The organism is Streptomyces sp. Act143, assembly GCF_003143935.1.
Lineage (GTDB): Bacteria > Actinomycetota > Actinomycetes > Streptomycetales > Streptomycetaceae > Streptomyces.
In genome coordinates, this window is the sequence record NZ_QFRX01000001.1 from 7,489,269 (window position 1) to 7,513,379 (window position 24,111).

General features: G+C 71.8%; 22 protein-coding genes. 13 read left to right on the top strand and 9 right to left on the bottom strand.

The annotated features are described in order from the left end of the window. Positions 1 to 48: 48 nt before the first annotated feature. From DI272_RS34140 to DI272_RS45700, 4 genes are all read left to right on the top strand, one after another. Entirely contained in the window at positions 49 to 1,599 is a 1,551-nt protein-coding gene (locus DI272_RS34140) for a sugar ABC transporter ATP-binding protein (protein WP_109499040.1), read from the top strand. Further along, positions 1,596 to 2,675 carry an ABC transporter permease gene (locus tag DI272_RS34145; protein ID WP_109499041.1) on the top strand — a complete coding sequence of 360 codons (1,080 nt, stop codon included), beginning with the start codon at positions 1,596 to 1,598 and terminating at the stop codon, positions 2,673 to 2,675. Before DI272_RS34140 ends, DI272_RS34145 begins: the two co-directional genes overlap by 4 nt. After that, positions 2,675 to 3,697 carry a galactofuranose ABC transporter, permease protein YjfF gene (gene yjfF, locus DI272_RS34150; protein WP_109499042.1) on the top strand — a complete coding sequence of 341 codons (1,023 nt, stop codon included), beginning with the start codon at positions 2,675 to 2,677 and terminating at the stop codon, positions 3,695 to 3,697. Before DI272_RS34145 ends, yjfF begins: the two co-directional genes overlap by 1 nt. Positions 3,698 to 3,844: 147 nt before the next feature. Next, positions 3,845 to 4,909 (top strand): hypothetical protein, encoded by a 1,065-nt coding sequence (locus DI272_RS45700; RefSeq protein WP_258314771.1) that lies wholly within the window; start codon positions 3,845 to 3,847, stop codon positions 4,907 to 4,909. A gap of 37 nt (positions 4,910 to 4,946) precedes the next feature. Here DI272_RS45700 and DI272_RS34160 read toward each other — a convergent pair whose 3' ends face one another. Then, positions 4,947 to 5,384, bottom strand: a complete 438-nt coding sequence (locus DI272_RS34160; RefSeq protein WP_109499043.1) for a MarR family winged helix-turn-helix transcriptional regulator — start codon at positions 5,382 to 5,384, stop codon at positions 4,947 to 4,949. A 116-nt stretch (positions 5,385 to 5,500) separates the two neighbouring features. Between DI272_RS34160 and DI272_RS34165 the strand changes: the two genes are divergently transcribed. Next, positions 5,501 to 6,499 carry an NADP-dependent oxidoreductase gene (locus DI272_RS34165; protein ID WP_109499044.1) on the top strand — a complete coding sequence of 333 codons (999 nt, stop codon included), beginning with the start codon at positions 5,501 to 5,503 and terminating at the stop codon, positions 6,497 to 6,499. Positions 6,500 to 6,642: 143 nt separating this feature from the next. Further along, the gene (locus tag DI272_RS34170; protein ID WP_109499045.1) at positions 6,643 to 7,062 is read left to right on the top strand and encodes an organic hydroperoxide resistance protein; all 420 of its coding nucleotides are present in this window, start codon (positions 6,643 to 6,645) and stop codon (positions 7,060 to 7,062) included. A gap of 194 nt (positions 7,063 to 7,256) precedes the next feature. Here DI272_RS34170 and DI272_RS34175 read toward each other — a convergent pair whose 3' ends face one another. Next, the gene (locus tag DI272_RS34175) at positions 7,257 to 8,408 is read right to left on the bottom strand and encodes a serine hydrolase domain-containing protein (RefSeq protein WP_109499046.1); all 1,152 of its coding nucleotides are present in this window, start codon (positions 8,406 to 8,408) and stop codon (positions 7,257 to 7,259) included. Then, entirely contained in the window at positions 8,405 to 10,957 is a 2,553-nt protein-coding gene (locus DI272_RS34180) for a M14 family zinc carboxypeptidase (protein ID WP_109499047.1), read from the bottom strand. Before DI272_RS34180 ends, DI272_RS34175 begins: the two co-directional genes overlap by 4 nt. Before the next feature lie 170 nt (positions 10,958 to 11,127). On the opposite strand from DI272_RS34180, the gene DI272_RS44725 reads away from it, so the two are divergent. From DI272_RS44725 to DI272_RS34195, 3 genes are all read left to right on the top strand, one after another. Further along, the gene (locus DI272_RS44725) at positions 11,128 to 11,991 is read left to right on the top strand and encodes a hypothetical protein (protein ID WP_109499048.1); all 864 of its coding nucleotides are present in this window, start codon (positions 11,128 to 11,130) and stop codon (positions 11,989 to 11,991) included. A gap of 141 nt (positions 11,992 to 12,132) precedes the next feature. Beyond that, on the top strand, positions 12,133 to 12,918 hold the full coding sequence (locus DI272_RS34190; protein WP_109499049.1) for an EI24 domain-containing protein: 786 nt from the start codon (positions 12,133 to 12,135) through the stop codon (positions 12,916 to 12,918). Further along, complete coding sequence (locus DI272_RS34195) at positions 12,915 to 13,529, top strand: LysE family translocator (RefSeq protein WP_109499050.1); 615 nt, start codon at positions 12,915 to 12,917, stop codon at positions 13,527 to 13,529. The genes DI272_RS34190 and DI272_RS34195 overlap by 4 nt, the downstream gene beginning before the upstream one ends. On the opposite strand, the gene DI272_RS34200 is transcribed toward DI272_RS34195, so the two are convergent. Together DI272_RS34200 and DI272_RS34205 are read right to left on the bottom strand one after the other, a co-directional pair. Next, the gene (locus DI272_RS34200) at positions 13,501 to 14,787 is read right to left on the bottom strand and encodes a pyroglutamyl peptidase (protein ID WP_109499051.1); all 1,287 of its coding nucleotides are present in this window, start codon (positions 14,785 to 14,787) and stop codon (positions 13,501 to 13,503) included. The genes DI272_RS34195 and DI272_RS34200 overlap by 29 nt on opposite strands. 79 nt (positions 14,788 to 14,866) lie before the next feature. Further along, complete coding sequence (locus DI272_RS34205; RefSeq protein WP_375138085.1) at positions 14,867 to 15,811, bottom strand: LysR family transcriptional regulator; 945 nt, start codon at positions 15,809 to 15,811, stop codon at positions 14,867 to 14,869. Between the two features lie 49 nt (positions 15,812 to 15,860). Between DI272_RS34205 and DI272_RS34210 the strand changes: the two genes are divergently transcribed. The 3 genes from DI272_RS34210 (at position 15,861) to DI272_RS34220 (ending at position 19,668) form a co-directional block, all read left to right on the top strand. Next, entirely contained in the window at positions 15,861 to 16,658 is a 798-nt protein-coding gene (locus tag DI272_RS34210) for an NAD(P)-dependent oxidoreductase (RefSeq protein WP_109499053.1), read from the top strand. Between the two features lie 9 nt (positions 16,659 to 16,667). Continuing rightward, complete coding sequence (locus tag DI272_RS34215) at positions 16,668 to 17,060, top strand: RidA family protein (RefSeq protein ID WP_109499054.1); 393 nt, start codon at positions 16,668 to 16,670, stop codon at positions 17,058 to 17,060. A gap of 187 nt (positions 17,061 to 17,247) precedes the next feature. After that, positions 17,248 to 19,668 (top strand): glycoside hydrolase family 3 protein, encoded by a 2,421-nt coding sequence (locus DI272_RS34220; protein ID WP_109499055.1) that lies wholly within the window; start codon positions 17,248 to 17,250, stop codon positions 19,666 to 19,668. Positions 19,669 to 19,745: 77 nt separating this feature from the next. Here the strand turns inward: DI272_RS34220 and DI272_RS34225 are convergent, their stop codons facing one another. After that, on the bottom strand, positions 19,746 to 20,720 hold the full coding sequence (locus DI272_RS34225) for an aldose epimerase family protein (protein ID WP_109499056.1): 975 nt from the start codon (positions 20,718 to 20,720) through the stop codon (positions 19,746 to 19,748). Between the two features lie 15 nt (positions 20,721 to 20,735). Beyond that, positions 20,736 to 21,629, bottom strand: coding sequence for an SGNH/GDSL hydrolase family protein (locus DI272_RS34230; RefSeq protein WP_109499057.1), 894 nt, complete (start codon positions 21,627 to 21,629; stop codon positions 20,736 to 20,738). A 269-nt stretch (positions 21,630 to 21,898) separates the two neighbouring features. Between DI272_RS34230 and DI272_RS34235 the strand changes: the two genes are divergently transcribed. After that, on the top strand, positions 21,899 to 22,393 hold the full coding sequence (locus DI272_RS34235; RefSeq protein ID WP_109499058.1) for a DUF3145 domain-containing protein: 495 nt from the start codon (positions 21,899 to 21,901) through the stop codon (positions 22,391 to 22,393). Positions 22,394 to 22,462: 69 nt separating this feature from the next. Here DI272_RS34235 and fabF read toward each other — a convergent pair whose 3' ends face one another. Together fabF and DI272_RS34245 are read right to left on the bottom strand one after the other, a co-directional pair. After that, complete coding sequence (gene fabF, locus DI272_RS34240) at positions 22,463 to 23,734, bottom strand: beta-ketoacyl-ACP synthase II (RefSeq protein WP_109499059.1); 1,272 nt, start codon at positions 23,732 to 23,734, stop codon at positions 22,463 to 22,465. Between the two features lie 85 nt (positions 23,735 to 23,819). Next, positions 23,820 to 24,068 (bottom strand): acyl carrier protein, encoded by a 249-nt coding sequence (locus DI272_RS34245; RefSeq protein ID WP_015660680.1) that lies wholly within the window; start codon positions 24,066 to 24,068, stop codon positions 23,820 to 23,822. Positions 24,069 to 24,111 lie beyond the last annotated feature (43 nt).

Sequence of the window (24,111 nt, forward strand, 5' to 3'; positions counted from 1 at the left end):
GCCTCGAACTGCCCTGGGTCCGAACCGATTTCACGGAGGAGCGCTGCCATGGCAGAGCCGCAGCCCGTCCTGGAGATGACGGGCATAGTCAAGGAGTTTCCGGGGGTACGGGCTCTGTCGGGCGTCGACTTCCGGCTCTTCCCCGGCGAGATCCACGCCCTGATGGGCGAGAACGGGGCCGGGAAGTCCACCCTGATCAAGGTGCTGACGGGTGTCCACACCCTGGACGGCGGCACCATCACCCTCGACGGCAAGGCCGTACGGATCGGCAGCCCGCTGCAGGCGCAGCACGCCGGCATCAGCACGGTCTACCAGGAGGTCAACCTCTGCCCCAACCTGTCGGTGGCGGAGAACATCTTCATCGGCCGGGAACCCACCCGCGCCGGACGCATCCAATGGAAGCGCATGCGCAAGGAGGCGGCCGAGATGGTCGACCGCCTCGGCCTCGACATCGACGTGACCGCCCCGCTCGCCTCGTACCCCCTCGCGGTCCAGCAACTGGTCGCGATCGTACGGTCGGTGGGCCACGGCGACAGCGACGGCGAGGGCTCCGGCACCAAGGTCCTCGTCCTGGACGAGCCGACCTCCAGCCTCGACCGCGACGAGGTCCTCGAACTCTTCCGCCTGATGCGGCAGTTGCGCGACGAGGGCGTGGCGATCCTCTTCGTCTCCCACTTCCTCGACCAGATCTACGAGATCTGCGACCGCATGACGGTCCTGCGCAACGGCACCCTCGTCGGCGAGCACCTGGTCCGCGACCTCGACCAGGTCCAGCTCATCGAGCTGATGATCGGCAAGGCCCTGGACCAGCTGGAGGAGCTGCACGACCACCAGCTCCACGCGGACGTCGGCGAGTCGCTGCTCACCGCGGAGGGCCTCGGCCGCACCGGCGGCATCGCCCCCTTCGACCTCGACATCAAGAAGGGCGAAGTCGTCGGCCTCGCGGGCCTGTTGGGCTCCGGCCGCACCGAACTGGCCCGGCTCCTCTTCGGCGCCGACCAGCCCGACGCCGGCAAGGTGACCATCGGCGGCAAGCAGGTGTCGATGAGCGCCCCCAACGACGCCATCGGCGCCGGGGTCGCGTTCTGCTCGGAGAACCGCAAGACCGAGGGCCTCGTACCCGACCTCACGGTCCGCGAGAACATCATCCTCGCCCTCCAGGCGGCCCGCGGCTGGACCCGCCCCATCCCCGCCGCCCAGCGCGACGAACTGGTCGCCAAGTACATCGGGGCCCTCGACATCCGCCCCGCCAACCCCGAAGCCCGGGTGGGCCAGTTGAGCGGCGGCAACCAGCAGAAGGTGCTCCTCGCCCGCTGGCTGATCACCCAGCCGAAGCTGCTGATCCTGGACGAGCCGACCCGCGGCATCGACATCGGCGCCAAGACCGAGATCCAGAAGCTGGTGGTCTCCCTCTCCGAGGACGGCATGTCCGTCCTCTACATCGCGGCCGAGCTGGAGGAGGTCCTCCGCCTCAGCCACACCATCGGCGTCCTGCGCGACCGCAAGCTGGTCGCCCGGATCACCAACGGCCCGGAGATCACCCCCAGCAAGATCCTCGAAACCATCGCCAGTGGCGAGCAGAGCGGAGAACAGCAGTGACCACCACCAACCGCTGGCGAGCACTGACACGCCACAACCTCTTCTGGCCGGTCGCGGTCCTGGTGGCCCTGCTGCTCGTCAACATCCCCTTTACGCCCGACTTCTTCGCGATCCACATGACGGACGGCCACCTCTACGGCAGCCTCGTCTCGATCGTCCTGTTCGGCTCGCCCCTGATCCTGGTGGCGGTCGGCATGACCCTGGTCATCGCCACCGGCGGCATCGACCTCTCGGTCGGCGCGGTCGTCGCCATCACCGGCGCCCTGACCTGCTCGTACATCAGCGACCAGAAGGACCAGGACGCCCTGGCCGGCGTCCTGCTCGCGATGGGCCTCGGCCTGATCGCGGCGGTCGTCTGCGGTCTGTGGAACGGCTTCCTCGTCGCCCGCATGGGCATCCAGCCCATCATCGCCACGCTGATCATCATGGTCGCGGGCCGGGGCGTCGCCCAGCTGATCACCGACGGCCAGATCATCACCATCAACAGCGAGCCGTACAAGCTGATCGGCGGCGGCTACTGGCTCACCCTGCCGTTCTCGATCTTCGTGGTCGCCGCGGTCGTCGCCGTCACCGTCGCCCTGACCCGCCGCACCGCCCTCGGCCTGCTCGTCGAGTCCGTCGGCGGCAACGCCGAGGCCAGCCGCCTGGTGGGCATCAGGTCGATGCGCATCAAGATCATGGTGTACGTCTTCTGCGCCCTGTGCGCGGGCATCGCGGGCCTGATGATCAGCTCCAACACCTCGGCCGCGGACGGCAACAACGCCGGCCTGTGGATCGAGCTCGACGCCATCCTCGCCGTGGTCATCGGCGGCACGTCCCTGCTGGGCGGCCGGTTCTCCATCGGCGGCACGGTGGTGGGCGCCCTGGTCATCCAGACCCTGACCACCACGATCTACACCATCGGCGTCCCCACCCAGACCAACCTGGTCTTCAAGGCCGCCGTCGTCATCGTCGTCTGCCTGCTCCAGTCCCCGAAGTTCCGCGCCAAGGTCTTCGGCGCCCGCGCGAAGACCACGGCCCCGGCGGCGCCGTCCGTGGCCCCCGCCGAGCCCGCTGCCAAGATGGAGGTGTCGTGATGAGTGCGACCACCCGGACCCCCACGACACCGGAAACCGGGACGCCCGCCAAGGCCGCCCGCCTGCTCGCCGACCGCCGGCTGCCGGTCCTGGTCACGGCGGGGCTGTTCCTCGCGATGTACATCGCCGGCCTCAGCCGCTACCAGAACTACGGCTTCGGCGACTCGCAGGTCTTCCTCAACCTGTTCATCGACAACGGCTATCTGCTGGTCGCCGCCGTCGGCGCCACCTTCGTCATCCTCTCCGGCGGCATCGACCTGTCCGTGGGCTCCGTCATCGGCTTCACGACGATGCTCACGGCGTGGCTGGTCCAGGACGTGGGCCTGCCGCTCCTCGTGGTCATCCCCATCTCCCTGGGCGTGGGCGCGTTCGGCGGCTTCCTGATGGGCTATGTGATCCACAACTTCGAGATCCAGCCGTTCATCGTGACCCTCGCCGGTCTCTTCCTCTTCCGCGGCCTGTGCCTGGTCATCAGCAAGGAGTCGATCGCCATCAACGACTCCGCGGTGAGCAGCCTCGCCGAGACACGGGTGTCGCTCGGCCTGGGCGACCTGTCGATCGGCGCCGTGGTCGCCCTGCTGGTCCTGGCGGCGGCCTTCTACCTGCTGCACTACACCCGCTTCGGCCGCCGGATCTACGCCATCGGCGGCAACGAGCAGTCGGCCCTCCTCATGGGCCTCCCGCTGGGCGGCACGAAGATCGCGGTCTACACGATGAGCGGCTTCTGCTCCGCGCTCGCCGGCCTGCTCTTCATGCTCTACATCCAGTCCGGCGACCCGCTGCACGCGGTCGGCATGGAACTCGACGCGATCGCCGCGGTGGTCATCGGCGGCACACTGCTGACCGGCGGCTCGGGGTACGTCCTCGGCACGCTGTTCGGCGTCCTCGTCCTCGGCCTGATCAAGAGCATCATCCAGTTCGAGGGCACGCTCAGTTCCTGGTGGACGAAGATCGCCACCGGGGTGCTGCTCTGCGCGTTCATCCTGATCCAGCGCGTGATGACGACCCGTAAGAAAGCCTGAACGGCCCGGAAGGAAACCGGTTTCGGCGAGTTGGGGACGGATGGGCGGATCCTCCTCGACTCGCCGCACCGGAACGGCCAGTTCCCACACAACCTTCACAGCTGCCTCTAGGAACGCTACCCGCAAGGAACTTAATCTTCCCGCGTCATGGACTACTGCCTCCCGTGCCGACGGCACCTCAACGGCGCCCTCGCCTGCCCGGGGTGCGGTACCTCGGCCGAAGAACTGCGCGCGTACGAGACCCAGCCGCGCGTCCCCGCCCAGCAGCAGCCGCAGGCCCAGCAGATGCAGGCCCAGCAGTACGTGCCGCAACAGGTGGGCGCGGGCGCGTACCAGCCCTACGGCGAAAGCTACGCGGGCACGTACGCCGGCGCCCCCGAGGCCGCCGCGTACGGAGCCGGTCCCGAGGCGCCGGCGTATGGGAGCGGTCCCGTCGCGACCGACTACGGGAGCGCTCCCGAGGCGTCCGGGTACGGCAGCGGCCCCGTAGCCACCGGCACGTCCCAGGCCGCGGAGAGCCACGAGGAACCCCATGAGGCGCCCGAGGAGGCCCCGGCCCCGCAGGCCGTGACCGGCGGCCGGGCGGCACGGCGGCGCGCACAGGGGCGCCGCGGACGGGCGGTGCCGCAGGACGAGCCGGGGGAGGGCCCGGAGGAGTACGACGACTCCGAGGACCCCGAGTACGACGACGAGGACGCCGACGACTCCGCCGCCGGTGCCAGCAGACGCGACCGCAAGGCCGCCGCCCACCGCCGCAGACGCCGCCGGGTCCTCCTGGTCGCCGCGGGCTTCGTGCTCGCCGCCGGTGGCCTGAGCCTCGCCGAGCTGGGCATGGACGCCCCCGGCGGGAACTCCACCCCGGCCGCCGCGGGCGACGACTCGGCGGAGGGCGCGGCGTCGGCGGAGGCGAGCGCGACGGCCGAGTCGCCGGACGGCGAGAACGGCACCGTCCCCTCCGCCTCGGCCTCCACGGACGCCTCCGCGTCGCCGTCGGCCTCGGCGTCGAAGGGCGACGAGGACAAGGGCAAGGACGACAAGGACAAGGACGCCCAGTCCGCGACCGCCTCGGTCCCGGTCGTGCCGCCCACGAACGCGCCGACCACCCCGGCCGCCTCCGCGACCCCGACCGCCGACCCGACGTCGGCCCAGCCGACCGCGGAACCCTCGCCGACGCAGTCGGAGTGCGAGCGGTTCCTGTGGTGGTGCACCTGAGGCACCCGCCTCCGGCACGGCAACGTCCGGACTCCGCCTAGGAGTTCAGCATCCGCCGCAGCAGGTCCCGCAGCGACTCCCGCTCCGCGTCCGACAGTCCTGCCAGCGGCTCGCGGGCGAAACGCAGTTCCTCGCGCAGGCTGCGGGCCACGTCCCGGCCCGCGTCCGTCACCGCCGCCACCTTCACCCGCCGGTCCGCGGGGTCGGGCCGCCGCTCCACCAGTCCGCGTGCCTCCAGCCGGTCCACGATCCCGGTGACGTTCGACGGCTCGCACTTCAGCTTCTGCGCCAGCTTCCGCATGGGCAGCGGCTCCAGCGACAGCAGGCTGAGCAGCCGTGCCTGGGCGCCGGTGAGCGCGTGGTCGCCGGCGGCCTCCTCGTAGTCCTCGTAGAAGCGCGCCACGACGTCGCCGATCAGCTCGACGACTTCCATGGTCAGCGCGTCGGGGCGCCGGGTCTTCGGTGGAGTGGCCATGGCTCAAGACTACCCCCATTACTTGACAACCTGAAATATTCAGGAGCATGGTTGTTTCAGGTACTGAAGTAAATGACCGAAGCGAAACGCTGAAGGCAACACCGAAAGGCTCCGTCATGATCAACCGCGAATGGCACCTGCTCAGCCGTCCCGTCGGCTGGCCGAAGCCCGAGGACTTCGCCCTGGTCGAGGCCGAGGTGAAGCAGCCGGGCGCGGGTCAGGTGCTGGTGCGGAACAAGTACCTGTCCGTGGACCCGTACATGCGCGGCAGGATGTCGGCCGCCAAGTCCTACGTCGCCCCCTTCGAGCTGGGCAAGGTCATGCAGGGCGGCGCGGTCGGCGAGATCGTGGCGTCCGAGGCCGAGGGCTTCGCCGTCGGCGACCACGTCCTGCACTTCGGCGGCTGGCGCGAGTACGCCACCTTCGACGCCCAGCAGGCCGTCAAGGTCGACCCCGACGCCGCGCCCCTCTCCACCTACCTCGGCGTCCTCGGCATGACCGGCCTCACCGCCTACGCGGGCCTGCTGCGCACCGCCTCCTTCAAGGAGGGCGACAGCGTCTTCGTGTCCGGCGCGGCCGGTGCCGTGGGCAGCCAGGTCGGCCAGATCGCCAAGCTCAAGGGTGCCTCCCGGGTCATCGGCTCGGCCGGCTCCGACGAGAAGGTCAAGCTCCTGGTGGAGGAGTACGGCTTCGACGCGGCGTTCAACTACAAGAACGGCCCGGTGAGCGAGCAGCTGCGCGCGGCGGCTCCCGACGGCGTCGACGTCTACTTCGACAACGTGGGCGGCGACCACCTGGAGGCGGCCATCGGCTCCCTGAACCAGGGCGGCCGGATCGCGATCTGCGGCATGATCTCCGTCTACAACAACACCGAGCCCGCCCCCGGCCCGCGCAATCTCGCCCGCCTCATCCAGACCCGCGGCCGCATCGAGGGCCTCCTGGTCGGCGACCACTACGACCTGCAGCCGCAGTTCGTCTCCGAGGTCGGCCCGTGGGTGGCGTCCGGCGCGCTGAAGTACCGCGAGACGGTCGTCGAGGGCATCGAGAACAACCTGGAGGCGTTCCTCGGCGTGCTGCGGGGGGACAACACCGGGAAGATGATCGTCAAGCTCTGACCTCGGCTGCCGCGTCTGCCTCGGCTGCCGCGTCTGCCTCTCCTGCCTCTTCTGTCGGTTTCCGGTATGCGGTAACTTCTTTCCGAAACCGTCGTCGATCGTGGGCGCGAGTCGCACGGCGGACCGAGGAGGAGACCAACCGCATGTCCATCCAGCAGACCGACGTCCTCTACACGGCCGTCGCCACCGCCGAGAACGGTCGCGACGGCCGTGTCGCCACCGACGACGGCCGCCTCGACGTCGTCGTGAACCCGCCGAAGGAAATGGGCGGCAGCGGCGAGGGCACCAACCCCGAGCAGCTCTTCGCCGCCGGGTACAGCGCCTGCTTCCAGGGCGCGCTGGGAGTCGTCGCCCGGCAGGCCGCGGCCGACATCAGTGGATCGACCGTCACCGCGAAGGTCGGCATCGGGAAGAACGACGACGGGTTCGGGTTGATCGTGGAGATCTCGGCGCACCTCCCTGGCGTGGACACCGAGACGGCCAAGGAACTGCTCGAGAAGGCCCACCAGGTCTGCCCCTACTCCAAGGCGACCCGGGGCAACATCACGGTGACGCTGGTCTGAGGAAGGGCCGTTGGCGGTGGCCTGGGGCTTGTGTCGCGCCCGCCAAAGGCTTTTGGTGACGCCTTGAGTTTTGGAGCGCGCCCGCCAAAGGCCCTTGCGCGTGCCGTGCCGCATCGTGGCTCGGTCGCCTGCGGGGGCGCGCCGGTGGCCCGCAGACAGCTGATGTCGGTGGGCCTGTGCTGTGCGCTTTTGGTTCAGTGGGCCAGGGCTGCTGTGTGTACCGCCCTCGCCAGGGCGTTGTTCTCCGGTGCCGCCCCGCCGGGGAAGGCCAGCCTGCGGCGGGTGTAGCCGTAGGCCAGGCCGCTGCGGGGGTCGGCGAAGCCCTGGGAGCCTGCCGCGCCGCTGTGGCCGAAGGCGCCCGCGCCCAGGAACGGGTGCCAGGTGTCGGCCGTGGCCTGGAAGCCGAGGCCGTAGGAGCGGTGGGCGCGGGCGACCAGGTCGTAGCCGATGGAGTGGATCTGGCCCACCTCGGCGATCGTGTCCGGCTTGAGGAGGGGCGGGCGGTCGTTCAGTTCGCTGATCGCCGCCGCGTACATCCCGGCGATGCCGCGGGCCGCCGCCACTCCGCCCGCGGAGGCCGGGCCCTTGGCGCGTACCTCGCGGGAGTTGGCGTAGTCCACCAGGTCGCCCGCGTCCGGGACGTGCGCGTTGAACGCGATCGAGGCCAGGCTGTGCGGGCCCTGGGGGGCCGCGTCGATGAGGGCCTGCTGCTCGGGGGTGGGCAGCATCGGCTGGATCGGGCGGTAGCGGGGTTCGAGGGCCTCCGGCAGGCCCAGGTGGAAGTCCAGGGCGTAGGGCGCGCGGACGCGTTCCTCCCACAGGTCCTGGATCGTGCGGCCGGTGGCCCGGCGGACGACCTCGCCGGTGAGGGCGCCGATGACCAGCGCGTGGTAGCCGAAGGCCGTGCCGGGGCGCCAGAACGGGCGCTGGTCGGCGAGACGTTCGGCGATCGCCCGGTCGTCGGCCGTCTCGGCCCGGGTGAAGCCGGCGTCCAGGCCCACCAGACCGGCCCGGTGTGCGAGCAGGTCGCGGAGCGTGAGCGCGCCCTTGCCCTCGGCTCCGAACTCCGGCCAGTAGTAGGTCACCTTGCGGTCCAGTTCGAGGGTGCCGTCCTGGACCAGCAGCGCCACCACCAGGTGGGCGGCGCCCTTCGTCGAGGAGAAGACGGCGTGCAGGGAGTCCGCCGCGTTGCCGTCGCCGGCCCACAGGTCGACGACCCTGCGGCCGTGCACATAGGCGCACAACTGGCCCTCGTAGTCGGGGCGTTCTCCGGCCACGAACGCGGCGAACTCCTCGCGCACCGCCTCGAAGCCGTCGGCGACGGTCCCGTGGATCTCCTGCGTCATCCGCTCTCCTTGACTGCTGCCATGCTGAACAATGCCCTGGCCACCTGCGGGAACTCTCCCTTCGGGTGGTCCCGGAAGAGAGGCTCGGTGCCGAAGAGGACCGCGTGCGGACCACTGATCACCGAGGGTTGTCCGGCCGCGGCGGAAGGCCCGCCGGTGCCGTCCCCCAGAGGCCGCCAGTGCCCGGACACCAACGGGTTGCCCGTCGCGTACGACTGCTCCACGCGGACCTGCGGTCCGAGGTCGGTGAACCAGACGGGCGCGTACACGAAACCGTAACCCGGAGCACCCGTGGTGATCGGCCCCGAGTTCACCATGCGGACGACACCGTTGGCGTCGCCGTTGCCCTCGACGGGCTTCGCGGCCAGCAGGCCGGTGGCACCGGCCAGTTCGGCTCCGCCGATGCCGCGTCCGACCAGGCCGTGGCCGCTGCCCGGGGAGAGGAAGGCGTCCAGGGCTGTCCGGGCCGGAGGGGTCAGGTCGCCGTACTCCAGGCCCGTCGACACGAACAGCGCGTCCGTCGCCGACCAGTCGAAGCCCGCGTTGAGGACGGCCGTCGAGACCGGCGTGACCTCGAAGTTCATCTCACGCAGGGCGAAGAGCTCACCCGGGGTGACCGCGGCGGCCACACGGGTGCGGTGCAGGGGCCTGGTGCCGGGGAGACGGGTGGCGTCGAAGGCGACGTCGTAGGTGCGGGCGAGGGCCGTCGCCCTCGGGCGGGCCGACGCCGGGATGATCGCGGTGCTGCCGTCCGCCGTGCCGCGTACCGGAACGCCCTGCTGCAGCAGGGAGTTGAGGGCGGCGATCGCCGCCGGGTCGTCGAGGCGCAGGCTCAGGTCGCCGTGCGGGGCGACGGAGGCGACGGCCGTGGCCTCCCGCACGGGGCGCAGCGGGAGGCCCGTGAGCTTCCCCGCCGCCACCGCCGCCACGTCCGCACCCCACAGCCGGCCCAGGCTCCAGCCCGAGATGTCGTACATCACCGACACCTTGTCGCTGATGTCCCGGCCGTCCGCCAGCAGCGCGTTGGCGAGGCCGCGCTTGGGCTGGTGCATGTCGACGACGTACGAGCCCTTCGGGTACGGCCGTCCGCCGAGGCGGAAGGCCCTGCTCGCGCGGGTGACGCGGACGTCGTTGGTGAGCAGGTGGTCCACCAGGCGGGCGGCGGCGGTCGTGCCCGCCGGGATCACGTACGCGCGGGGGAAGGCGGTGGTGTAGACGTCCTCCGGGCCGATGCCCGGAACGCCCGGCACGGTCTCCGCGGACACCGGCACCTGCGCGGCCCCGGCCGCCCCGCGCCGGAAGACCTCGATCTGGTCGGCGACGAGGGACGTCCGTCGTGCCTGCACGAAGTCGAGCGTGGCCCGGAGGGCGGCGCCCGCCACGTCCACGTTGATCGCCGAGCGGCGGCGGAGCTCGTCGACCGGGAGACCGGTGTAGGCCGAGTTGTTCACCTGGAGCGGGATCTCGACCGTGTGCGCGGCGACCGTGCCGTGGAAGGCGGCGTACTGCGGGGTGAAGATCGGCGGCCAGTCGTCCCAGCCCTCCTGCTGGTCCCGGAACGGGATCTGGGCCGGGTCGACGCCGTCCTTCGCGGGCGTGTAGCCGAGGCCGTTGACGGCGGCCTCCATGCCGAGGGCGTTGGCGTAGGTGTTCTTCAGGAAGAGGTCGTACTCGTAGTTCTCGCCGTGCGGGGGAGTGGTGGGCTCGATGAGGGTGCCGTTGACGTACCCGTGCAGATCGAGCATCACGGCCGGCTGCTTGTCGATCTCGATCCGCCGCATGGCGCGCGTCTCGGGCTGCGAGGCGGTGACGAAGTCCCGGTTCAGATCGAAGCCGTTCGCGTTCGCGCGGGTCCCGGCGATCCGGCCGTCGGGGTTGGCGGTGATGTTGAAGTACAGGCGGGTGTGGGCGAGCAGGTCCTCGGTGCGGGCGTCCTTGGCGGTGGCCAGCCGCTCGATGAGGCGCAGCGAGGCGTCGGTGCCCTCCCACTCGTTGCCGTGGATGTTGTTGTTGAAGAAAACGGGGGCCTTGTAACCGGCCCTGATCTCGGCCGACTTGGCCGCCACGGCCGGGGCGTTCTCGATGAGTTCGCGCATCCGTTCCTGGGCGCGGGCCTGGCGGGCGGTCTCCGGGGCGGTGACGGTGACGAGATAGAGGCGGTGCCCGCCCGCCGATCGCCCGGCGACCTCCACGCTGACGCGGTCGCCGAGGGACTGGATCGCGTTCAGCTTCGGGGCGATCGCGTGGTACGGGGTCAGGCCCAGCTTGATGGACTTGTCCGCGGGGTTCTCGGGATCGGGGGACAGGACCTGCTCGCGCGGATAGCCGGTGACCGGGGCGCGGGCGGGGGTCGCCGCGGTGAGGGCCCGCCGGGCGGCGCTCGCCGGGGCCTGGGCGGCGCGCCGGTCCAGGGCCGGCTCGTGGCGGGTGGGAGACGGCTCGGGGTCCGCGCCGGCCGGCTGCGGGGTGAGCAGCAGGGACCCCGCCGTGGTCAGGACGAGGGCGGCGATCAGTACGGGTCTCGCAGGGGCGGTTCTCGTGGTGCGCACGGGTCGTACCTCCTCCGGGAGCTTCCTGAGACCGGTACGGCGACATGTACCCGTTCGACTCAACCGGAACAAGAGGGAGTTGGTGTCACGGATGCCCCGGACGGCGCATCCCGCCGGCCCCGGAAGGGGCATGCTGAGGTCGAACGAGCCGAGGACGAGGAGAGCCACCCATGGCAGCCATCCCTTCGCTCCCCAGCAGGGACGACGTGCTGCGCATGGCCCGCAGCACGACGGACATCACCGGCCAGCTCCTGGACACCGCAGGCAACATCACGAAGATCGCCATCAACACCTTCGACCCCAGGGGCGGTTCGGGTCAGGAGGTGCTCCGGGTACTGCGCCGCACCACCGCCGAACTGGCGGAGGCGAGCGCCTCGCCCCAGGCGCAGGAGGCGTTCTACCGCATCGTCGACACCCTGACCCGGCTCGGCACCAGCGGCGCGCCCCTCGCCGTCCACCCCGTCAGCGAACCGGCGCAGGCCCTCCTGACGGCGCTGGGCGACAGTCTGCTGCCGGTGCTGGACGCGGTGGAACCGGCGGTGGAGGAGTTCGCGACCGCCCTGGGCGAACTGGTGGAGGCCATGTCCCCGCTGCTCCCCGCGGCGGCGGGCCTCACGGCGGGCACCCTGCTCGCCCTCGCCCCGCTGATCCGCTCGGCGGCGGACGTCCTGCGCGACTCCTCCCCCGAACTCCGCCGCATCGCCGACGCGTTGACCGCCGCCCTGGCCCCGCTGATGCCGCTCCAGGTGGCGCTCGCGGAACGCGCGGCGGCGGCGGGCGCGGGCGTGGTCCGAACCTCCCTCCAGCCCCTCGCCGACCTCACGGAGGCGGCCGCGGCGACGACGAAGGCGGCCGGGCCGGTGCTGGTCGCGGGGGAGGAGCTGCTGGTGGCGGGCCTGGAACAGCTCCAGCCGCTCCTGCTGGCCACCGCCTCCCGGGCGGGCCGGGTGGCCCGGGCGGCGGCGGTACGGGTGTCGGCGGCGGTCAGTCCGGCGGCGGAGCCGGGGGTGGTGGTGTCGGTCGCCGCGGTGTGAGCGGGGCCGCGTGAGGACGACCAGGCGATCAGAAGGGCGGTGCCGCGGTCTGTCCGGCCCCGGTGGGCCCGGGCCCGTCGGGAGAGTCCGGCAGCGTCCACGACCACGGACCCCGCCCCGGCCGCCCGATAGAGTTCGGCCATGCGCGATCTTGGGGCGGGGTTCACGTACCTCCTGAAGGGCCAACGATGGGTGGCCCGGCACGGCAAGCAGTTCAACTTCGGGCTGATCCCGGGGTTCATCACCCTCGTCCTGTACGGGGCGGCCCTGGTGGCGCTCGCCATCTGGGGCGACGACTTCATCGCCTGGGCGACCCCGTTCGCCGACGACTGGTCGAGCCCCTGGCTCGGTCTCTTCCGCGGCTTCCTCACCGTCGTGCTGTGGGCGCTCGGACTGCTCCTCGCCGTCCTGACCTTCACCGCGGTCACGCTCCTGATCGGCCAGCCCTTCTACGAGAGCCTGTCGGAGACGGTCGACCGTGACGTGTCCCCGGACGGCACGGCACCCGAGTCCGGCCTCCCGCTCTGGCGCGAGCTGTGGATCTCCGCGCGGGACAGCCTGCGCATCCTCGTGCGCGCCGCGCTGTGGGGCGTGCTGCTCTTCGGCCTCGGCTTCATCCCGTTCGTCGGGCAGACCGTCGTCCCCGTCCTCGGCTTCTTCGTCACCGGGTTCTTCCTCACCGAGGAACTCGTCGCCGTCGCGATGCAGCGCCGCGGGGTCGAACTCCGCGACCGGCTCGCCCTGCTCCGCTCCCGCAAGACCCTGGTCTGGGGCTTCGGCACCCCCCTGGGCCTGGCCTTCCTGGTCCCCTTCGTCGCGGTGTTCCTGATGCCGGGCGCGGTCGCGGGCGCCACCCTCATGGCCCGCGAACTGCTCGGTGAGGAAACGCTGGACGACTCCGACGACGTGGAGGAAGTCACCTCGTGACCGAGATACTCGCAGTCGCCGTCATCACCGTCCTGGCCGTCATCGCCCCCGGCGCCGACTTCGCCATGGTGGTCCGCAACAGCTACCTCCACGGCCGCCGCACCGGCATTCTCGCCGCGACCGGCGTCGCCGCGGGCGTCCTGGTCCACGTCACCTACACCATGCTCGGCGTCGGCCTGCTGATCGCCTCCTCCACCTTCCTGTTCACGATCATCAAGCTGATCGGCGCCGCCTACCTCGTCTACATCGGCGTCCGCACCTTCCGCACCCGCGGCGAGGTCGAGGTCGACCTGGAGACCACGTCGGACCTGACCCCGCTGAAGGCCCTGCGCTCCGGCTTCCTCACCAACGTCCTCAACCCCAAGACGACCCTCTTCGTCGTCTCGACCTTCGCCCAGGTCGTCAGTCCCGGCACCCCGGTCTACCAGCAGGTGGGCTACGGCCTGTTCATGTCGCTGGCCCACCTGCTGTGGTTCGGCGTCGTCGCCGTGTTCTTCTCGCACGACCGGATGCGCACCCTGATGCTGCGCGGCCAGAAGGTCCTCAACAAGGTGATCGGGTCCGTGCTGGCCGGCCTCGGCATCAGCCTCGCGTTCGCTCCGTCGCACTAGCCTCCACGGCGACCGTCAGGATCGCCTTCACCTGCGCGACGATGTCGAGCCGGTTGCGCACGAACTGCGGGTCGGTCACCTCGGTGGTGTTCCCGGCGCCGAACTCCAGCACGGGCGTGTGCACATGGCCCCCCGGCAGCCGGCCGTGCAGCCCGAGCCGGTCCCGCAGCAGCGTGGCCCGGTAGGCGATCTCGTTCGACAGGTAGTTCCCGCCGCCCCCGGCCCGGGCCGTCGACCCCTCCGTCGGCCCGTCCGGACGCACGACGGGCTCGGTCCCCCCGGCCGGTATCTCGGTCACGCTCGTGTTGTCGTAGACGGGGAACCGTCCGGTGGCGGCGGCCACGATCTCCTGGTACGGCAAGGTCGTCGTCGTCCACTGCGGCTGCGAGGCCGGATCGGTCACCGGCACGGTCTCCGTGCGGCTCACGTTCTCGTTGTCCGGGAACCCGCCCCGCCAGGCCCCGTTGGTCCGCTCGACGTCGAACCGCCCGACCCGCCCCTGACTGACGGTCGTGAACAGGTCGGCCTTCCCCAGACACGGCCGCAGCGTCCGCTCCACCGTTCCCTCCGCGAAGTCCTGCCACCGCACCGGGAACACGGCGGCCTCCACCCGAGCGGGCCCGTCCGCCGTCTCGATCACCGTCCCGTCGAGCGCGAGCGCGGTCGCCCCGGACGGGTTGGAGATCCGGATGTCCCGGTCGAGGGTGAACGGGTCGAACCCGGTGACCAGGACCCGCTTGCCGCCCTTGGGGCAGCGGATGTCGGTCTGCCCGCGCGAGGACCGCTCCAACTGGTCCAGCAGCGCCGCCCGCTGCCCGTCGCCGAGCCCGAACTCCGGCTGCCAGGCACGCACTTCCCGGGTCATGCCCAACCGCGCCCAGTACAAGGGCCGGTCGTCGTCCCGGCTCAGGTCCACCCGTCGCCCGCCACCACCCTTATGAGGAAGCGCTTCGCGCCTTTCTGATTCCGCGGGCCCCCGCCCCTGCACCCGGTCCACGGCCCGCTTCCACAGCGCCGACCCTGCGCGTACGACGACCCGGCGGGCCTGCGCGTAGGAGCGGGCCGCCCCGAGCGCCTCGGCGAACTCCGGTGCCACGTCGTCGAATCCGGACCGCGCGAGGATCTCCTGCGGCACCGCCCTGTCGAGCCGCTGCTCCTCGACCGTGGCGGTGGCCGCCTGTGCCGGGTGCGGGGCGGCCGTGAGCCCCGCCGCCAGCGCGATGCCCAGTACGCCGATCCGAACACGTGGAGAAGTCACGGGAGTTCAGCCTCCGTCTGCGGTGGGGGAGTGGGGTGAGTATCGCGTGACGGAAGTGGTGCGCGCCATGGGGCGTGGTTCAGGAGGGCAGCCTCCCGGCCGCCTCCCGCAGCGCCCCCACGAACGCCCCCGCCGCCGGTACCGGCGACCGCCCCCTGACCGTCGCCGCGTACACCGCCCGCGCCGGAGCCCCCTCGTCCAGCACCGGCACCAGGGCCACGTCCGACCGTACGGACGCGGCGGCCAGCGCCGGGACGAGCGTCACGCCGAGGCCCGCGGCGACGTACCCCTGCTTGGCGGTCCACTCGGCGACGACGTGCGCGACGCGCGGGCGGAAGCCCTGGCGCAGGGCGGCGTCGAGGAGGGTCCCCTCGGGGCGGGCGCCGCCGGAGATCCAGTCCGCGTCGGCGAACCGGCCGAGCCGCACCGGGCCGCCGCCCGCGAGAGGGTGGTCGGCGGGAACGGCGACGTACAGCGACTCGTCGAGGAGGTGGTGCAGCTCGTACGACTCCAGCGGCGGCCGACCCGTCGTCGAGACGACCGCCAGGTCCAGGTGGCCCGCGGCCAGCCGCTCCAGGAGCCTCGGGGTGAGGCCCTCCTCCCGGGCGACCCGCACCCCCGGATGCCGGGCCCGGAACGCGGCCAGCGCCTGCGGCACCAGCGCCGCGTCGGCCGTCGCGAACGCCCCGAACCGCAGCCGCCCGCCCGCGAGTTCACGCAGCGCCGCCAGCTCCCGCCCGGCACCGTGCAGCGCCTCGGCGACGGCCTCCGCGTACGGCACGAGCAGCCGCCCGGCCTCGGTGAGCCGCACACCCCGCGGCAGCCGGTCGAAGAGCGGGGCCCCGCCGAACGCCGCCTCCAGCGAGGAGATCTGCCGGGACACCGCGGACTGGGTCCAGCCGAGGGCGCGCGCGGCGACGGTGAAGGACCCCTGCCGGCCCACCTCCAGGAACACCCGCAGCCAGACGCTGGAGACCTCGGGTTCGGCAGGAGGTTCGACATGCGCATACGGCATGGCAGCCATGCTAGACATTCGCTTGTCGCATCCGTACGCCCCGCATAGCGTCGACGCCATGGAGCACATCGCATTCCTGGGCCTCGGACACATGGGCGCCCCCATGGCCCGCCGACTCCGCGCCGCAGGGCACCCGTTGACCGTCTGGAACCGCACCGCGGAGAAGACCGCGTCCCTCGTCGCCGAGGGGGCCACCGCAGCCGCGTCGCCCGCCGACGCCGTACGGGACGCCGACGTCGTGATCACGATGCTCACCGGGCCGGAGGCGCTCGACGCGGTTGTCGAGGCCGTGTCGGCCGCCGTGCGTCCCGGCACGCACTGGATCGAGATGTCCACCGTCGGGCCCGACGCCGTACACCGCCTGGGCCGGCTCCCCGGGGTCCGCGTCGTCGACGCGCCCGTCATGGGCAGCACCGACAGGGCCGCCGCGGGCACCCTCGGCATCCTCGCCGGCGGTGACACGGCCCCCGTCGAGCACGTCCTCGCGCACCTCGGCACCGTCACCCGCACCGGTCCGCTCGGTTCCGGCGCCGCGCTCAAGCTGGTCGTCAACTCGGCCGTCATCGGCGGCATCGCGGTCGTCGCCGAGGCGCTGCGGCTCGCCGACGCCCTCGGGCTGGACGGACAGACGTCCCGCACCGCCCTCGCGAACAGCCCCCTCGGAGGCGCCGTCGCCCGCGCCTTCGCCGAGGACGTCCACTTCGACACGGCGCTCGCGGTGAAGGACCTCGCCCTGGCCACGCAGACAGCCGAACTGCCCATGATCAAGGCCGCGTCGGACCTCTACCGGAAGGCTGCCGAACCCGGCGAGGACATCTCCCGGACCGCCGCCCGCATCCGCGCCACCCTCAGCTGAAGGAACAGCATGAAGATCACCCTCGACAACCCGGCCGCCGCGCCGCAGCCCCTGAGCCCCTACTACTCCCAGGTCGCCCGCGTTGAACAGGCCGACGGCAGCGCCCTGTTGTTCCTCTCCGGCCAGATCGCCGAGGGGGACACCCTCGCCGAGCAGAGCCGCGGCGTCTTCGAGACCATCGAGGCGCTGCTGAAGGCGCACGGCGCCACGCTCGCCGATGTCGTCAACATCCGCACCTATCTGACGGACATCGGCCGCCTCCACGAATACGGCGCCGTACGAGGGGAGTTCCTCACCGGCACCCCACCCACCAGCATGACCTTCGAGGTGCCACGGCTCTTCAAGGAGGAGGCGCTGATCGAGGTGGAGATCGTCGCCGCGGTGGGCGCGGGACCCCGGTAGCCGCGCTCGGCGACCACCGCGAGCACCGCCGCCCGCCGCGCCATTCCCCGCGGCTGAACCGGCGCCGCTCTCGCGGGCCTGGTTGCGCGCCGCGGGGTTCCTCGCTCGATGGTCGCCGTCCCGACTGCGTCGTTGCCCGCCGAGTCAGGATGAAGGCGTGCACCGACGTCGACGAGGAGGCACCGCGATGCAGGGAACCCCGGCCGACCAGGCCCGCGAGGCGGCCGTAACAGCCGCCCTCGGCAAGCTCGACCTGGACGCAAAGGCCCGGCTGCTCTCCGGCCAGGACATGTGGACACTGCCCGCCCTGCCCGAGATCGGCCTGAAGTCCCTCGTCATGTCCGACGGCCCGATCGGCGTCCGCGGCGTCCGCTGGACCGCCGACGACCCGTCGGTCGCGCTGCCCTCACCGACCGCCCTCGCCGCCACCTGGGACCCCGCACTCGCCCGCCGCGCAGGAGTCCTGCTCGCCCAGGAGGCCCGCCGCAAGGGCGTCCACGTCCTGCTCGCCCCGACCGTCAACCTGCACCGCTCCCCGCTCGGCGGCCGGCACTTCGAGGCCTACAGCGAGGACCCCTACCTCGCGGGCCTCATCGGCGCGGGATACGTCACCGGCGTCCAGTCCGGCGGCGTCGGCACCACCGTCAAGCACTTCGTCGCCAACGACGCCGAGACCGACCGCTTCACCGTCGACAACCTCGTCTCCGAGCGCGCGCTGCGCGATCTGTACCTCAGGCCCTTCGAGCTCATCGTCGAGAACGCCCGCCCCTGGGGCATCATGACCGCCTACAACCAGGTAAACGGTGTGACGATGACCGAGCACCACCACCTGGTCGCCGAGATCGCGCGCGGGGAGTGGGGCTTCGACGGCTGCAACGTCTCCGACTGGATGGCCGCCCGCTCCACCAAGGGCGCCATCGAGGGCGGCCTCGACGTCGCCATGCCGGGACCGCGGACCGTGTACGGCCCCGCCCTCGCCCAGGCCGTGCGCGACGGCGAGGTCGACGAGGCCAAGGTCGACGCGGCCGTCCGCAACGTCCTGCGGCTCGCCGCCCGCGTCGGCATCCTGGAGGGCGCCGAACCCGCCGTCACCGAGCTTCCGGAGACCGTCGACGGCCAGGCGCTGGCCCGCGAGATCGCCCGCCGGGCCTTCGTCCTGGTGCGCAACCGGGGCGCCCTTCCGCTGAAGCCCGGAAGCGTCGCCCTCCTCGGCGCCGCCGCCCGCGACGCCCGCGTCCTCGGCGGCGGCTCCGCCACCGTCTTCCCGTCCCGCACCGTCTCCCCGCTCGACGGCCTCACCGCGGCCGTCCCCGACCTGACGTACGCCGTCGGCGCCGACCCGAACACCGAACTCGCCGTCGCCGACAAGGGCTTCCGCCTGAAGGCCGTCTGCCGCGACGCCGACGGCAAGGTCATCGGCACCGGCTCGGCCCCCAACGGGCAGATCCAGTGGATGGGCAGCGACCTGCCCGAGGGCGTCACCCACGAGACCCTGCGCACCGTCGAGCTCACCGGCACCTTCACCCCGCGCGCCACCGGCCCGCACACCTTCGGCATCAAGGGCGTCGGCGCCTTCACCCTCGCCGTCGACGGCACCACGCACTACGACGACGTCCAGCTCCCCGCCGACACCAGCGACCCCTTCGAGGCATTCTTCGGCTCCCCGGTGCCGCGCGCCCGGGCCGAACTGACCGCGGGCGAACCGGTCGAGGTCTCCCTCACCCACGTCGTCCGGCTCCCGGAGGACTTCCCCTTCAAGGTCGTCGCCTTCGCCCTCGCCCACCAGGAGCCGCAGCGCGACCCCGACGAACTGATCGCCGAGGCCGTCGAGGCCGCCCGGAACGCGGACACCGCCGTCGTCGTGGTCGCCACCACCGACCGCGTCGAGTCCGAGGGCTTCGACCGCAAGGACATGCGGCTCCCCGGCCGCCAGGACGACCTGGTCCGGGCCGTCGCCGCCGCCAACCCGAACACGGTCGTGGTCGTCAACTCCGGCTCCCCGGTGGAGCTGCCGTGGCGCGACGAGGTCGCCGCCGTGCTGCTCAGCTGGTTCCCCGGTCAGGAGGGCGGCGCGGCCCTGGCCGACGTCCTCACCGGCGCCCACGAACCCGGCGGCCGGCTCCCCACCACCTGGGGCTCCCTGGACGCCGCCCCGGTCACCCGCGTCACCCCGCAGGACGGCCGGCTCCCGTACACCGAGGGCGTCTTCATCGGCTACCGCGCCTGGGCGAAGGCGGGCCGCACCCCCTCGTACCCCTTCGGCCACGGCCTCGGCTACACCGACTGGGCCTACGAGTCCGTCGAGGTCACCGGCACGACGGTGACGGTCCGGGTCCGCAACACCGGTGGGCGCGCCGGCCGAGAGGTGGTCCAGGTCTACCTCGCGCCCGCCGAGCCGGGCGACCGCCCCGAACACCTCCTCGCCGGCTTCGCCGGGGTCGAGGCCGCACCGGGCGAGAGCGTCGAGACCGTCGTCGAACTCCCGCGCCGCGCCTTCGAGAGCTGGAGCGAGGAGGAGGGCGCGTGGTCGTTTGTGAAGGGTTCGTACGAGATCCGGATCGGGCGGTCGATCACGGACCGCCGCCTCACCGCGACGATTAACGTCTGATCGGGACAAGTCTCCCCATGAGCGGCCCCGGCCCGGGACCTGACACCCGGGCCGGGGCAAATGCCGTCGGGTGCCGGTCAGCGCGCCGAGAAGGCGTACACCGTCTCCGAACGGAACACCTCGCCCGGCCGCAGCACCGTGCTCGGGAACTCGGGGCGGTTGGGGGAGTCGGGGAAGTGCTGCGTCTCCAGCGCGACCCCGTCACCGGGGGCGAACGGCTCGGGCAGATGGTCGGCGGTGTAGAGCTGGAGGCCCGGCTCGGTGGTCGAGACCGTCAGGACCCGGCCGGAGGAGGGATCGTGCAGCTCGGCGACCTCGACGGGAGTGTCCGTCACCCCCTTGTCGAGCACGAAGTTGTGGTCGTAGCCGGCCCCGGTCTTCCGCCCCGCCCGGAAGTCGAACCGCCCGCCCGTCACGTCCTCCAGCACACCCGTCGGGATCAGATCCGCGTCCACCGGCGTGTACCGGGAGGCGGCGAGCCGCAGCTCATGACCGCCGGCATGGCCCGACCCGGCCAGGTTGAAGTAGCTGTGGTTGGTGAGGTTGACGACGGTCGGCGCGTCCGTCGTCGCCTCGTAGGCGATCCGCAGCGCGCCGCCGGCGTCCAGCGAGTAGGTCGCCGCGACCTCCAGCCGCCCCGGGAATCCCTCCTCGCCGTGCGGACTGACCCGCGACAGCCGCAGCCCGTGCTCGCCGGCCGGCGCCACGTCCCACCCCCGCTTGTCGAAGCCCCGCTCGCCGCCGTGCAGGGAGTTGGGCGGGGTGTTGGGCGCCAGCGCGTACGTCACCCCGTCCAGCGGGAAGCGGCCGCCGGCGATGCGGTTCGCGAACCTGCCGACCAGGGCGCCGAGGTAGGGCCCCGGGTGCGTGAGGTAGCCGTCCAGGTCCGCGAACCCCAGCACCACGTCCGCCGTGCGCCCGTCCCGGTCCGGCACCTCCACCGACTGCACGATCCCGCCGTACGACAGCACCCGCACCCGCACACCGGACCGCTCCAGCGTCCAGCGGTGAACCGGGGTGCCGTCGGAAAGTGTGCCGAAGAGTTCGTTCATGTGCGGAACTTTAGGTCACGTGCCGGGGGCGGTGATGTTCCGGTAGGCGATCTCCGCCAGCCTCGCCTGGCCGTTCACACTCGGATGGAACCAGTCCCAGTGGCTCAACTGGTCGGTCCCGAACCGGTACTCGTATACCGCGCCGCCGTCGAACCGGCACCGCTTGTCCTTCGCGCACACCTCCCGCAGCACCTCGTTGTACGCCTCCACCCGCTGCTGCACGGTGTCCCGCCGCTCGGTCGCCGCCGCGTCCAGGGCGTCGGCGTCGCCCAGCATCGACGGGCATATCCCCAGCTTCCACACCTGCTTGCCCAGCGGGTTCGTCCGCCCCTCGGACCACAGCCGCTTCAGGTTCGGCACACTCGCCACGTACACCTGCGCCTTCGGCGCCGCGGCCCGCAGCGTGCTCATCGCCTCCCCGAACTGCGCCCGGAAGTCCGCCACCGACGTCATGTCCGCGGCGGAGTCACGGCACGCGTCATTGGCCCCCGCCATCACCGTCACCAGCTCCGGCCGCCGCGTCGCCGCCTGCGCCATCTGCCCGGCGAGATCGGACATCCGCGCCCCGGTCACCGCGTAGTTCCAACTGGACGAGGCCGCCTTCGCCCGCCCCAGCAGACGTACGGCGAGACTGTCGACGGAGGCGTCGCTGCCGGTCGCCCACGACGCCTCCGTGCAGTCCTTGAGCAGCGAACAGGCGTCGAAGCCCCGGGTGATGGAGTCGCCGACCGCGGCGAGCGAGTCCGGGCTGCGGTCCCACAGCGGGGTCGGCGAAGGGGACGGCTTCGTTCTCTGCGCCGCCGTGCCGGACGGCTCCGATGCGTTGCCACCGACGGCGTCGCACCCCGCGACGCCCAGGACACTCGCCGCCACGACGGCGAGAACGGCACGCGAACGACGGCTTCGCATCCCCTGGTGACCCCCTCGGTCGACATGCAATCCCTTGCGAACTTCGTCCCCCTCCATGACAACGCACGGGAGTTCCCGATCACGCCCGCGCCGTCCGGAACCCCCCGTACTAGCGTCCTGCCGGGTGAATGGCGGGCGTTTCCCGGCACCGGGACCGACGGTACGTCACACTCCTTGCGCCGCCGCACGGTAGCCTCGCCATCAACGTGGCTGCCGCCACCGCCACTCATCCCGTCCGCACAATGGTCCCGCTCTGCCCGGAGGTCCCGGTGACGACACGTGGAGTTCTGTACGTGCACTCCGCTCCGCGCGCGCTGTGCCCGCACGTCGAGTGGGCCGTCGCCGGAGTGCTCGGCACGCGCGTCAACCTCGACTGGATCCGGCAGCCCGCGGCCCCCGGCACCTGGCGCTCGGAATTCTCCTGGCAGGGCCAGGCCGGCACCGCGTCCAAGCTCGCCTCCGCCCTCAGAGGCTGGCACCTGCTCCGCTTCGAGGTCACCGCGGAGCCCTGCCCCACCGCGGAGGGCGAGCGCTACAGCTGCACCCCCGACCTCGGCATCTTCCACGCCGTCACCGGCATCCACGGCGACATCCTCATCCCCGAGGACCGGCTGCGCGCCGCCCTGACCCGCTCCCAGCAGGGCGAGACGGACCTGGAGGCGGAGATCGCCAAACTGCTCGGCAAGCCGTGGGACGACGAGCTGGAGCCCTTCCGGTACGCGGGCGAGGGAGCGCCGGTGCGCTGGCTGCACCAGGTGGTCTAGGAATCACCGACACGCCGAAGGGGCCCCCACCAGCCGGTGGGGGCCCCTTCAGTTGCGTACGAACGCCTCTCAGACCGTGCGGAACGCCAGGACGACATTGTGCCCGCCGAACCCGAACGAGTCGTTCAGCGCGGCGATACGGCCCTCCACGGGCAGCTTGCGCGCCTCACCGCGGACGACGTCGGCGGCGGCCTCCGCCTCCGGATCGAGGTTCTCGACGTTGATGGTCGGCGGGGCGAGACGGTGGTACAGGGCGAGGATCGTCGCGACGGACTCCACACCACCGGCGCCACCCAGCAGGTGACCGGTCATCGACTTCGTCGCGGACACCGCGAAGTGGTCCGTGTCGTCGCCGAACACCTTGCGCAGCGCCTTCAGCTCGGCCACGTCACCGGCCGGCGTCGAGGTGGCGTGCGCGTTGACGTGGACGATCTCCGCCGGGTTCAGGTCACTGTTGTCCAGCAGGTTCTGCAGGGCGTGGGCGATGCCCCGGCCCTCCGGCTCCGGCTGCACGATGTCGTGGCTGTCGGCGGAGATGCCCTGGCCCACGGCCTCGGCGTACACGCGGGCCCCGCGCTTCGCCGCGTGCTCCGCGGACTCCAGGACGATCACACCGGCACCCTCGCCGAGGACGAAGCCGTCCCGGGCGGTGTCGTAGGGACGCGAGGCGCCCTGCGGGTCGTCGTTGTTCTTGGACATCGCCATCATGTTGCCGAACGCGGCGATCGGCAGCGGGTGGATGGCCGCCTCCGTACCACCGGCGACGACGACGTCGGCACGGCCGGAACGGATCATCTCGATGGCGTAGCCGATGGCCTCCGCGCCCGAGGCGCAGGCCGAGACCGGGGTGTGCACACCGGCGCGCGCGCCCACGAGGAGACCCACGTTGGCGGACGGGCCGTTCGGCATCAGCATGGGGACGGTGTGCGGGGAGACCCGGCGGACGCCCTTCTCCTTGAGCACGTCGTACTGGTCGAGCAGCGTCGTCACACCACCGATGCCGGAGGCGATGACCGCGCCGAGGCGGTCCGGGTCGATGCTCTGGTCCTCACCGGCCTTGCCCTCGAACCCGGCGTCCTTCCACGCCTCCTGAGCCGCGACCAGCGCGAACTGCGCCGAGCGGTCCAGACGACGGGCCTGCGGCCGGGGGATGACCTCGGTCGGCTCCACGGCGACGGGCGCCGCGATGCGGACGGCCTGGTCGGCCGCCCACTCCTGCTCCAGGGGCTTCACACCGGACTTTCCGGCGATCAGACCCTCCCAGGTAGAGGCTGCGTCGCCACCCAGCGGTGTGGTTGCGCCGATACCGGTGACGACCACGGTGCGATTGGTCGGGCTCACGGGAAATCTTTCTCCAACGATTACGAGGATTCAGCGGCGCCACCGCCGGGTGGCGGGGCCTTGGCAGCCGGGCCTAAGGGGTGGCTCAGGCCTGGTGCTTGAGGATGTAGTCGGTCGCGTCGCCGACCGTCTTGAGGTTCTTGACGTCCTCGTCCGGGATCTTGACGTCGAAGCGCTCTTCAGCGGCGACGACGACCTCGACCATGGACAGCGAGTCGACGTCCAGGTCGTCGGTGAAGGACTTGTCCAGCTGGACGTCCTCGACCGGGATGCCGGCGATCTCGTTCACGATGTCGGCGAGACCGGCGACGATCTCTTCCTGAGTGGCGGCCATGGAGGCGCTCCTTCGTTGGTATCCAGAGGGTTGGGCACGTACC